A 12,562-nucleotide genomic window follows, 5' to 3' on the forward strand; every position below is an offset into this window, starting at 1 on the left:
GGCCCCGGACATACAACGTGCCTCACCGCTGCTGTGTTCACTCTCCGTGGGATATGTCACCCCTGACCGGCCGGTTACGGACGGCGTCCCCACGCGGAGATCAGCGGGGCGGTGGCCAGGTCGAGCCGCCCGGTGGCGACGCTCGCCAAGTGGCGGTCGACCTCCTCGTCGGTGGCCAGCCCCTCCCCCACCAGGCGGTGGCGGATCTGCCGCACGGTCGCGTCCTCGAGCACGGCACAGGCCGGCGAGGTGATCGGGAAGTACGCGTCGGCCCCCACATCCTCCAGACCGGCTTCGCGCAGCACCCTGGGCAGCGTCCTGCCGTACGCGAGGTCCGCGCCGCGCCCCGCCATCAAGGTACGGAAGCCGGTCCGCAGACGGTTGGCGAGCCGCTGTTCGGGACCCGACTCGTCCGGGCACAGCAGCGGCTGCAACGCGGGATCGGCGTCCTCCAGGAGCAGCCAGCCGCCGGGCCGCAGCGCCTGGACCATCCGGCGCAGCGCCTCGGCGCGGTCGGCGACATGCACGAGGACCAGGCGGGCGTGCACGAGGTCGAAGCCGCCGGGCGGCGGCGGGTCGGCCGCGACGTCGTGGGACAGCACCTCGATCACACCGCCGGCGACGTCGCGGGTCCAGGAAACGTCGATGTCGGTGGCCACCACCGCACCCGTCGGGGCGACCCGCTCGGCCAGTCCGCGCGGCACCGACGCGCCCCCGGCACCGACCTCCCAGCACCGCATGCCGGCACCGATCCCCAGCCGGTCGACGTGCCGGAACGTCACCGGGTCGAAGAGTTCGGCGAGGGCGGCGAAGCGGATGCCCGCCTCGGACTGCCGGTTGTCCAGCAGGTAACCGTGTTCGGTGTCGTGCTCAGCCATGCGGCGATTCTGGCAGACCGGCGGGTGGCCGGCTCGACGCAGTGCGACCTCTTCCCCGAGGTCAGCCAGGGAACGGGCGGCGTACGCCTTCGAGGTGTGACCGGGACCCCGCGCCGTCGATCGGGGTCCTTTACGGCTCGGAGCGCTGGTTCGTCATCGGGTCGGCCGAGGCGGACAGCTGGTCCAGGGCGGCGAGGTGGGCGTGGATCGCCTTGACCTGCGGGTTGTTCTCGTCGGGGTGCAGGGCCAGGGCCGTGGTCCAGGCGGCGCGGGCTTCGGCGGTGCGGCCGAGGCGGTGAAGGGTCTCGGCCAGGTGGTCGTGGACTTCGGCCTCCACATGGCCCCAGCCGGTCCTGCCGAAGAAATCCAGCGAGCGGCGGTAGGAGTGGACGGCCTCATCGAACTCGCCGAGGTGGTGCTGGGCGTAGCCGAGGGTGTCCCAGGTGTTGGCGTTGCCGAGGAGATCGTCGGGTGCCAGCAGGGACAGCGCCTCCTCGCAGCGGGCCCGGCCTTCGGCGTATTCGCCGAGCGCGATGTGGCACCACCCCATGACGTTCAGGTCCCGGGCCTCGGTCGCGGGGTCCCCGTCGGCGCGGGAGGCGAGCACGGCCTGCCGGCCGTAGCCCAGGGCGGCGCGGTGGTCACCGCGCAGATTGTTGATGTAGCCGAGGGCGTGGTGGGTTCTGGCCGTTTCGGTGTGCGACGCCGCGTGCTCGTCCAGCAGGGCCAGCAGGATCTGCTCGGCCTTCTCGTGCTGGCCGAGATGGGCGTAGAAGGCGGCCAGTTGGCGGCGCAGTTCGGCTGCGTACTTGGGCTCGGCCCGCGCGGTGCGGGCCGCCTGTGACGCCCGTTCCATGATCTCGACGGTGCTGTGCCAGTGGCCGCGTACGGGGAGGTAGTGCTTGACCGTCCAGCCGAGCTGCCACGCCTGCTCGTAGAGTCCGGCGTTCATGGTGGCCTGCTGGACGGCGGCCAGGGCGGGGAACTCCATGGCACGCCAGTCGACGGCCTGGTCGCGGGTCGTGATCTCGGTGACGACGGTGCCCTCGGTCGGCGCGGGGAGGTCGAGGATGATCGTCATGCTGTGGCCCAGGGTGTCGTTGACGTCCCTGGCGGTGTGCAGATAGTGGTCGAGGAGGCGGCGGAACGCTTCCTGGCGGGTGTCGTCGGGGTTCCCGGCCAAGGTGGAGTCCTCGCCGTGGGCGAGTTCGCCGGCGTAGGCGCGCACCAGGTCGTGCAGGGTGTAGTGGCCGTCGGGGGTCTCCGACAGCAGGTTGGCGTGGACGAGTTCACGCAGCCGGCGGCGGGTGTGCACGGGGGTTTCACCGGCCAGCGAGGCCGCCGCGTGCAGGGATGTCTCCGGTCCGGGGTGTACCGACAGCAGCCGGAAGAGCCGGGCCGTATCGGCGGCCAGCGCGGTGTAGGACCAGGAGAAGGCGGCCCGCACGTCCATGGTGTCCGCGTCGGTGAACGCTTCCAGGCCGCCCTCCAGTTCACGCAGTTCGCGGGCGACCGCCTCAAGGGTGAGTCGCGGCGCGCTGTCCAGCCGGGCGGCCACCAGGGCGACGGCCAGCGGCAGGCGTCCGCACAGCTCGACGATCCGGGCCGCGGCGGCCGGCTCGGCGGCGCAGCGCTCCTGGCCGATGCGCAGGCCCAGCGCGTGGACGGCTTCCTCCCGGGTCCAGACGTCCAGGAGAATCGGGACGGCCTCCTCCACGACGGACAGGCCGGTGAGCTTGTTCCGGCTGGTGACGATGGTCAGGCAGGTCGGGGTCCGCGGCAGCAGCGGGCGGACCTGGTCGCTGTCGCGGGCGTTGTCCAGGACCAGCAGGACCCGGCGCCCGTCCAGCTTGGCGCGCAGCAGCTCCGACTTCCCCTCCACCGTGGCGGGCAGTTCGTGCGGGGTGACACCGAGGGCGGTCAGGAAACCGGTGAGGGCGTCGGCGGGGTCCATGACGGTGGCGGCGGGGTCGAAGCCGCGCAGGTTGACGTAGAGCTGGCCGTCGGGGAAGTCTCCGGCGAGGCGGTGTGCCCAGTGGACGGCCAGCGTGGTCTTGCCGATGCCGGCCATGCCGCCCACCGCGCCGATCACGACGTGCTGCGGCCGGGCCCCGACCCGGTCCAGCAGCGACAGGGCCCGGTCGAGCTCGGCCTGGCGACCGCAAAACCCGCGAAGGTCCGGCGGGAGTTGTGAGGGAACCCACTCGCGGCCGGAGCGGGCGGCCTCGACCAGGGCGGCGTGGTCGGCGGGCGAGAGCCGCAGCGCCTTGGCCAGGGCGGTCAGCGTGCGCTGCTGGGGCGTGCGGCTGTGACCGCGTTCCATGTCGCTGATGGCCCGCGCGCTGACCCCGGACGCCTCGGCCAGTTCCTCCATCGTCCAGCGGGCGCGCTGCCGCAGATCGCGCAGCAGGGTGCCGAAGGGGCGTCTTTCCGTCATGTCTTCCCTCGTCAGTCGGCGCGTCGCTTCCCGCCGCAGGATACGCACGACGGCCGGTCGTCGCAGTTCCCCGCCGGGGGCGCGTCGCCTCAAGTCCCCTGTTCCGCCGATCAGTTGGGCGGACCAGGAGCGGCGTCCGGCCCCGTTCCGGTGTCGGGGACTTCGCGGGGGCGGCTCCGCCGTTCGCGACGGCTGCGCCGGGGCCGTGGATGGTCTTCGGTTTCGGTCCGCCCTTCACACGCGCCCTGTTTGTTTTCCAGAAAGCCGACATACTCCGGCACCGAGCGGACGACCGATGACGGGTGGCCCGACTATTACGGGCTTCCGATGCGCCAGGGCAGCCATTGGCTGCCGTACGGCTTCGGCTTCGGCTTCGGCTTCGGGGGGAATTGCCACTGGATACCGGGCGGTACGCCCGAGCCCGTCGTCGCCGCGTCCCCGCGGTCGGCCCGCCGGTCCCGCCGAGCCGGCGGCGGGCCACCCGCGCACCCGCCGCCGGCGCCGGCCGGTCGTCGAGCCGACGAGCATAATGGTTTTGCTCTCCTGGCGCCCGGCATTCCGGAGATTCACCAGGACCTCTTTCTCCGCTTCGACGTGAGGGATGCCCGCGAAGCCGAGAACCTGACGCGTGAGTCAGCAACCACCGTGGTCCGAGGGGTCGTCGGGTCATCGCCGTCGTGAGTCGGCGGGGTACGGCGGAGAGCCGCGGCGAACCCGGCGCGGCACGCCGCAGCCGCCCTCACCGGGTTCCGCGTCTTGCCGGTGCGGCCGGCGGGCCGATGGGGGCGCACACCCGGTCCGGATAACTGCGCCCCCTTCGCCGCATATCTTTTGACCTGCCGATTAACACGCCAGCAATGATGCACCCAAACTAAGTGACCACTAACTGCTAAATTCTAATTACGGCAACTTCAGGTTAATAACGAGCGCAACTTGCCATGAGCCACTGGATTTCTGCTTTTTCTCCTCTAGTATCGGCTGCGCATAACACACGGGCCGCAGGCTTGCGGCCGACCACCAGCAGATATTCCCCCGGAGGTCCGGACGATGGCTGTTGTCGCCGCGAAGGACGCACAGGACTGGCTGATCGAGAAGATCGCCCACCGCCTCGGCGTGGATCAGAGTGAAGTCTCCCCTGAGCGGTTCTTCGACGAACTTGACCTGGACTCGACCGAGGCCCTGATCCTGGCCGGCGAGTTGGAGAACTGGCTCGGGTTCGAACTGGGCACCACGGCGCTGTGGTACCACCCGACGATCAAGGACCTCGCCCTGTTCATAGCGGAGGAGAGCTCCCAGCGTGCCGACGCGGCCTAGAATCACACCCCGGGTCGTCCACCGGTTCCGTGAGGCCGGACCGGCCGGGCACACCGTCTTCGTGGTCCACCCGGGCGCGCTGCCCGCCACCGTCCACCGGACGCTCGCGGCGGCGCTGCCCGAGGGCACCGGTCTGACGGTGCTGGACCTCAGCGCGCTGCCCGAGTACTGGGAGCCGGCGCTGACCGGCGACCAGCCGTCCACCACCGTGGACGACCTGGCCGCCCGGCTGCTGGAGCTGCTGCTCGCCGAGGTGGCCGGCGGCTCGTTCGCCCTGGCGGGCTGGTCGTTCGGGGGCGTGGTGGCGCACACCATGACGACGCTGCCGGCCGCGGGACGGCTGCCCGGCCGGCTGGTCCTGCTGGACAGCATCGCCCCCACCGAGGCCTACACCCCGGCCGAGGACGACCTGGACCAGCCGATGCTGCTGGACTGGTTCGCCATGTATCTGGGCGCCAAGCGCGGCCGGCAGCTGCCCGGCGCCCCCGACCGCTACGCCGGCCACAGCCCGGAGTCCGGCCTGGCCGCCGTACTGGAGGCATCCGTCGGCGCCGGGGCGCTGCCGGCCGACACCTCGCTGCCCGGACTGCGCAAGCTCTACGACACCTTCGTCGACGGGCTGCTGCGCAACAACCGCCTGACGGCGGCGCACCGGCCGCGGCCGGCCGCCCTGCCGCTGGTGCTGCTGAAGGCCGAACGCAGCCTGATCCACGGCGACCCGGACCTGGGCTGGCCGGAGCTGGCGGCCCGCGGCCTGACCGTACTGCCGTGCCCCGGCGACCACTACACCATGCTCAGCCGCTCCGACTCGGCGGCGGTCATCGCGCACGCGCTGCTCGCCGACGCCCCCGACGGCGTCCCGGCGCCGCGCACGACCGGCGAGGAGCTGTCAGCCGCCCGCCCGTGATCCGGTCCCCGCTTCTGAAAGCAGGAGAGCTTCTCAGTGAACCGTAACCAGGGAGCCGACCTCGACCGTCGGCTCGCGCGCGATCCCATAGCCATCGTCGGTCTCTCCGCGCTCTACCCCAAGTCCGCCAACCTGCGTGAGTTCTGGAGCAATGTCGTATCGGCGGCCGACTGCATCGAAGACGTGCCGGCCGGCCACTGGGACGTGGACGAGCACTACGACCCCGATCCCAGCGCGCCCGACAAGACCTACGCCAAGCGCGGCGGCTTCATGCCCACCGTGCCGTTCAACCCGCTGGAGTTCGGCCTGCCGCCGAACACCCTGGAGGTCACCGACGTCCTCCAGCTGCTCAGCCTGGTGGTCGCCCGCGACGTACTGAAGGACGCCGACGCGGGACAGTCCTGGTACGACCCGGCCCGGACCGGCGTCATCCTCGGCATCACCGGCGCCAACCAGCTCACCCAGCCGCTGTCCGCCCGGCTCCAGACGCCGGTGATCAAGGAAGTGGTGCGCAGCTGCGGTCTGTCCGACCGGGACGCCGAGGAGATCGCGGAGAAGTTCAAACTCGCCTTCGCGCCCTGGGAGGAGAACTCCTTCCCCGGCATGCTGGGCAATGTGGTGGCCGGCCGGATCGCCAACCGGCTGGACCTGGGCGGCACCAACATGACCATCGACGCGGCGTGCGCCAGCTCGCTCGGCGCGCTGAAGGCCGCAGTCAGCGAGCTGCTCGAAGGGCGCGCCGACACGATGCTGACCGGCGGCTGCGACGCCGAGAACACCATCTTCATGTACCTGTGCTTCAGCAAGACGCCCGCCTTCTCCAAGGCCGGCCGGATCCGGCCGTTCGACCAGGACGCGGACGGCACCCTGATCGGCGAGGGCATCGGCATGCTGGCGCTGCGCCGGCTGGCCGACGCCGAGCGCGACGGCAACCGGATCTACGCGGTGCTGCGCGGCATCGGCTCCTCCAGCGACGGCCGCTTCAAGTCCATCTACGCGCCGCGCAAGGAGGGCCAGACCGTCGCCCTGCGCCGGGCCTACGAGGACGCCGACTGCTCCCCCAGCTCGGTCGAGCTGTTCGAGGCGCACGGCACCGGCACGGCGGTCGGTGACGCCACCGAGCTGTCGGCGCTGGCCGAGGTGGTCGGTGACAGCACCAAGCAGCGCCAGTACGCCGCGGTCGGCAGCGTCAAGTCGCAGATCGGGCACACCAAGGCGGCGGCCGGCGCCGCCGGTCTGATCAAGCTGTCGATGGCCCTGCACCAGCGGGTGCTGCCGCCGACCATCAACGTCGACGCTCCCAACCCGGCCATCGACTTCGGCAACAGCCCGTTCTACGTCAACACCGTCAGCCGGCCCTGGATCCGCGACCCCGAGCGACCGGAGCGGCGCGCGGCCATCTCGTCGTTCGGCTTCGGCGGCACCAACTTCCACTGCGTGCTCCAGGAGTACGGCGACGACAGCGAGGTGCGCAGCGTGGCGCCGGTCGCCGCGGTGCACCTGTGGCACGCGCCGGACACCGCCGCGCTGACGGCCGCGCTGGCCGCCGGCGCCCCCGCCGCCGAGGGTCCGGCGCCGTCCGGGCACGCCAGGATCGCGCTGGCCGCCAATGGCGCCGAGCAGTTGGACGAGTTGCGCGCGCTCGCTCTGGAGGGCCTGCGCGCCCGCCCGGACGCGGCGCACTGGACCCACCCCCGGGGCATCCACTTCCGCGCCCGCGCCGCCGACCCGGGCAGGATCGGGGCGCTCTTCGCCGGCCAGGGCAGCCAGTACGTGGACGCCGGCCGTACCGCCGTGATGGCGCTGCCGCCGCTGCGGACCGCCTTCGACCAGGCCAACCAGTACTTCCAGGGTACCGAGACGCTGTCCAGGGTGGCCTTCCCGCCGCCGGCGTTCGGCGAAGCGCAGCGGCAGGCGCAGGAGGAGTCGCTGCGCCGCACCGAGTACGCCCAGCCGGCCATCGGCGCGCTGTCCATGGGCCACTACCGCTATCTGCGCGAACTCGGCTTCGCCGCCGAGGGGTTCCTCGGGCACAGCTTCGGTGAGCTGACCGCGCTGTGGGCGGCCGACGCGGTGGACGACGCGACCTTCCTGTCGCTGGCCCGGGCCCGCGGCGCGGCGATGGCGCCGCCGGACATCGAGGGCTTCGACGCGGGCGCGATGGCCGCGGTCAGCGCGTCCGAGCAGGACACGCTGGCGCTGATGGCCGGCATCGAGGACCTGGCGGTCTGCAACCGCAACGCCCCCGCGCAGACCGTAGTCGGCGGCTCCACCGCCTCGGTGGACCGGCTGCTGGCGGCGGCCGGGGCCGCGGGCGTACGGGCGAAGCGGCTGCCGGTGTCGGCGGCGTTCCACACGCCGTTCGTGGCGCACGCGGTGGAAGCGTTCCGCGGCGGCGTCGACAACGCCGAGATCCGGGCGCCGCACGGCACGGTGTTCGCCAACACCCCCGGCGCCTCGTACGGCGACAGCGTCGAGGCGAACCGCCGGGTGCTGGCCGAGCAGCTGATCAACCCGGTCGCGTTCGCCGACCGGGTGGAGGAGATGTACGCGGCGGGCTTCCGCACCTTCGTGGAGTTCGGACCCCGGGGCGTGCTGGCCCGGCTGGTGCGCGACATCCTCGGTGACCGCGAGCACACCGTCGTGTCGCTGGACGCCGGCCCGAACCAGGACGCGGACCTCGCGCTCAAGCGTGCGGTGGCGCAACTCGCCGTGCTGGGCCTGCCGTTGGCGACCGCCGACCGCTACACCGCCGCGGCGCCGGCCGAAGCGCCGGTCAAGGGGATGGTCATTCCTCTCAACGGCATCAACTACGTCTCGGACGCCCGCAAGGCCAAGTACCGGGAAGCGCTGGACAACGGCTACCGCGTGGTGCTGCCCGCGCCCGCTCCCGCCGCGGTCGCGGCGCCCGTGCCGGCCGGAGTCGGCGCGCGGGCCGGGTCGGACACTCCGCCGCCCCGCCCGCCGGCGGCGCTGCCCGCGCCGTCGCCAGCGCCGGTGCCGGTGTCGGCGCCGGTCCAGGTTCCGGTGCCCGCCGCCGCGTGGGGCGGCCCGGCCGACCCGGTCGGCGCCCTGGCGCCGCGGACACCCGCCCCGGCGGCGCACTCGCCGTCCGCCGAACTCTCAGACAGGCTCACCGTGACCGAGGAGACACCCTCCGCGGGGCCGGCCGGCCCCACCTCGCCCACGCGGCTGGACAGTCTGGTCGCCGACCATCTGTCCCTGCACGACCAGTACCTCAACAGGCAGTTGGACAGCGTGCGCCAGCTGACCGAACTGCTGACCCAGGCGGTCGGCCAGGGCCAGGTCCACGAGGTCATGCCCGGCGTCTCCGCGGTCAAGGAGCACGGGCTGGCGATCGGCCGGACGCATCTGCGGGCCAACGAGATCCTGCGGGAGCTGGCCGGTTTCGAGTACGGGTCGGCGCCCGCGCCGGCACCGGCACCGGCCGCACCGCCGGCCGCGCCGCTCGCACCCGCCGCCTTCCTGCCGCCCCAGCCCGCCGTGGCCCCGCGGTACACACCGGCCCCGGCACTGCCGGCCGCTCCGGCGGCCCTGGTCGCGCCGCCCGCCCCAGCGCCGAAGGCGCCGGCACCCAAGGCCCCGGCGCTGAAGGCTCCTGCTCCGGAGGCTCCAGCCGCTCTCACCCCCGCACCCGCGCCGGCGCCGGCCGCGGTGGACGCCTCAGCGGTGCAGACGGCGCTGCTCCAGGTCGTGTCCGAGAAGACCGGCTACCCCACCGACATGCTCGACCCCGCCATGGACATCGAAGCCGACCTCGGCATCGACTCCATCAAACGCGTCGAAATCATGGGCACCCTCCAAGAACACTTCCCCACCACCACCCACGCCGGCCCCGAACAACTCGCCGAACTCCGCACCCTCAACGACATCACCACCTTCATCACCCGCCACATCACCACCACCCCCACAACCACCAGCACCGCCACACCCGCCCCCGCCACGGTCGACGCCGCAGCCGTACAGACCGCACTCCTCCAAGTCGTCTCCGAAAAGACCGGCTACCCCACCGACATGCTCGACCCCGCCATGGACATCGAAGCCGACCTCGGCATCGACTCCATCAAACGCGTCGAAATCATGGGCACCCTCCAAGAACACTTCCCCACCACCACCCACGCCGGCCCCGAACAACTCGCCGAACTCCGCACCCTCAACGACATCACCACCTTCATCACCCGCCTCAGCGGAGCAACTCCCGCCACCACACCAGCCCCCGCCACGGTCGACGCCGCAGCCGTGCAGACCGCACTCCTCCAAGTCGTCTCCGAAAAGACCGGCTACCCCACCGACATGCTCGACCCCGCCATGGACATCGAAGCCGACCTCGGCATCGACTCCATCAAACGCGTCGAAATCATGGGCACCCTCCAAGAACACTTCCCCACCACCACCCACGCCGGACCCGAACAACTCGCCGAACTCCGCACCCTCAACGACATCACCACCTTCATCACCGGTCTCAGTGGAGCGGCTCCGGCCGCCGCGCCGGCCGTGTCGGCGACGGTCGCGCCCGCCGAGCCGGCCGCGTTATCCGAACCGGCCGACGAGGACGCGGCAGGGATCGGTCGCGGCCAGGCGGTACTGACGCCGCTGCCCGAGCCTGACCGGCTCGTCCGCGCCTTCCCCGAGGGCTCCACCGCGCTGCTGGTGGACGACGGCGGGGAGCTCGTACCGCCGCTCGCCGAGCGGCTGGCCGCCGAGGGGTGGCAGCTCGCCGTCCTGCGGCTGCCCGAGGTGGCCGAGCGGCTGACCGGCGTCACCGACCACCCGCTGTCCGGCTGGGGCACCGCCGAACTGGCCGCCCGGATTGCCGAGGTGACCGATCGTCAGCCGCGACTCGTGCTGCTGCCGGCCACCCGGCAGGATCTGGACTGGCGCGACGGCGTACGACGTCTGGCGCACGGTCTGCTGATCGCCAAGCACGTGGTGGCGCCGCTGCGCGCGGCCGCCGCGACCGGCCGGACCGCCTTCGTCACCGTCACCGCGCTGGACGGCGCCTTCGGTCTGCGCGGTGTCGCCGAGTCGCTGGCCCCGGCCGGTGGTTACGGCGGCCTGGTCAAGACGCTCGCCATCGAGGCGCCGGAGGTGTTCTGCCGGGGCGTCGACCTCGCGCCGGGCCTCGACCCGGCCAGCGCCGCCGCACTGGTCACCGCCGAGCTGCACGACGCGGCGGCCGGCCCGGTGCAGGTCGCCCGGGACGGTGTCCGGCGGGTCGCCCTGTCGCTGGCCGACACGCCGTTCGCCGAGCGCGCCGGACACGGCGGCACGCTGCCGCCCGAGCCGACCGCCGACGATCTGCTGGTGGTCACCGGCGGCGGCCGGGGCATCACCGCGAGCTGCGTGGTGGAGCTGGCCGGCCGCTACCGCACCGGGCTGCTGCTGCTCGGCCGCACCCCGCTGTCGGACGAACCCAGCTGGGCGGCCGGACTGTACGGCCCGGCCGACCTGAAGGCCGCAGCCGTCGCCCACCTCCGCGAGCAGGGCGAGAAGCCGGTGCCCAAGCGGGTGGAGCAGCTGTACCAGGCGGTGGTGGCGGTGCGCGAGATCCGGCACACCCTCGACGAGGTGCACACGGCCGGCGGCACCGCCGAGTACCTGGCGGTGGACATCACCGACGCCGCCGCCGTCAAGGCGGCACTGGCCCCCTACGCCGCCCGGGTCACCGGCCTGGTGCACGGAGCCGGAGTGCTGGCCGACCAGCTCATCGAGCAGAAGAAGGCCGCCGAGATCGAGCGGGTGTTCGCGCCCAAGCTGGACGGGCTGCGGGCGGTGGTCCAGGCGCTGCCCGAGGAGCGGCTGCGGCACATCGTCCTCTTCTCGTCGGTGGCGGGTTTCTTCGGCAACCGCGGGCAGTCCGACTACGCCATGGCCAACGAGGTGCTGAACACCTGGGCCTCGTCCTTCAAGCTGCGGCACCCCGACAGCCGGGTCACCTCGGTGAACTGGGGCGCCTGGGACAGCGGCATGGTGTCACCGCAGATCAAGGAGGTCTTCGCCGAGCGGGGCATCGCGCTGATCGGCGCCCGGACCGGGCCGCGGCTGTTCACCGAGCAGTTCGCCGCCGACCGCGGCGGCGACGTGGTGACCGTGCTCGGACCGACCACCCCGCTGTCGTCGCGGTCCGCGGTCGTACCGGCCGCACCGGTCGAGGTGGAGCGGGAGCTGTCGGCGGTGGCTGACACGCCGCTGGTCACCGATCACGTCATCGGCGACACGCCGGTGCTGCCCGCCGCCCTGGCACTGGGCTGGGCCATCGGCGCGGTGGAGCGGATCACCGGCGCGACGGCCGGCCGGGTGCGGGACTTCGCAGTGCTCAAGGGCGTGGTGCTCGGCGCGGACGAGCACGACCGGCTGCGGCTGCGGGCCCGGTCCACCGCCGGCGGCGAGGGCGCCGAGGTGCTCATCGAGTCCGTCGGCGCCGAGGGCGCCGCGCGCCCGCGCTACTCGGCCACGCTGGAGCTGACCGGGGCCGGACCCGACCAGCCCCGGGTGACGGGCCTGCCCGCCCCGGGCGCCGGCCGCGACGCGGCCGGGCTTTACCAGGACGGCACGCTGTTCCACGGACCCGCGCTGCGCGGCATCCGCACGGTGGCGGCCGAGGACGGCGTCCGGCTGGTGCTGGGCTGCGAGCTCGCCGAACCCCCGGCGTCCGGCGGGGCGTTCAGCGGGGCGCTGTACGGCCCCGGCACCGCCGACCTGCTGCTGCAGGCCGCGCTGGTCTGGAACCGGCTGCACCGGAACACCGCCAGCCTTCCGCTGGGGGTGGCCGACGCCCGGTTGTACGAGGCGCTGCCCGACGGCGGCCCCTTCCTGGTGGTGGTCGAGCCCGCGGACCCCGCGGCCGACACGGGGTCCGCGATCACCAAGCTCACGGTGACCGCGTGCGCCCCCGACGGGCGGGTCCTGGCCCGCTTCAGCGGTGTATCGCTCGCCGCCGCACCGCAGTTGGCCGCCAAGTTCGTGAACAGCTGACGAACCCGCCCGGCCGGGGCCGGGCGCTTC

At 72.8% G+C, this 12,562-nt stretch carries 5 protein-coding genes; 3 read left to right on the forward strand and 2 right to left on the reverse strand.

Features of this window, described 5'->3' with window-relative positions; all coding sequences use genetic code 11:
• Positions 1-74: 74 nt before the first annotated feature.
• Positions 75-878, reverse strand: coding sequence for a methyltransferase domain-containing protein (locus ACFO3J_RS01075; RefSeq protein WP_386424912.1), 804 nt, complete (start codon positions 876-878; stop codon positions 75-77).
• 130 nt (positions 879-1,008) lie between these two features.
• Positions 1,009-3,315 (reverse strand): ATP-binding protein, encoded by a 2,307-nt coding sequence (locus tag ACFO3J_RS01080; protein WP_386424915.1) that lies wholly within the window; start codon positions 3,313-3,315, stop codon positions 1,009-1,011.
• Between the two features lie 1,047 nt (positions 3,316-4,362).
• Between ACFO3J_RS01080 and ACFO3J_RS01085 the strand changes: the two genes are divergently transcribed.
• From ACFO3J_RS01085 to ACFO3J_RS01095, 3 genes are read left to right on the forward strand one after another with little or no spacing between them, the layout of a single operon-like run.
• On the forward strand, positions 4,363-4,629 hold the full coding sequence (locus tag ACFO3J_RS01085) for an acyl carrier protein (protein ID WP_386424918.1): 267 nt from the start codon (positions 4,363-4,365) through the stop codon (positions 4,627-4,629).
• Positions 4,613-5,536, forward strand: coding sequence for a thioesterase domain-containing protein (locus tag ACFO3J_RS01090; RefSeq protein ID WP_386424920.1), 924 nt, complete (start codon positions 4,613-4,615; stop codon positions 5,534-5,536). Before ACFO3J_RS01085 ends, ACFO3J_RS01090 begins: the two co-directional genes overlap by 17 nt.
• Positions 5,537-5,572: 36 nt before the next feature.
• A complete protein-coding gene (locus ACFO3J_RS01095; protein ID WP_386424923.1) occupies positions 5,573-12,532 on the forward strand; it encodes an SDR family NAD(P)-dependent oxidoreductase in 6,960 nt (2,319 codons plus the stop codon).
• Positions 12,533-12,562: the final 30 nt, after the last annotated feature.

The organism is Streptomyces polygonati (assembly GCF_042650325.1).
Classification (GTDB): domain Bacteria; phylum Actinomycetota; class Actinomycetes; order Streptomycetales; family Streptomycetaceae; genus Actinacidiphila; species Actinacidiphila polygonati.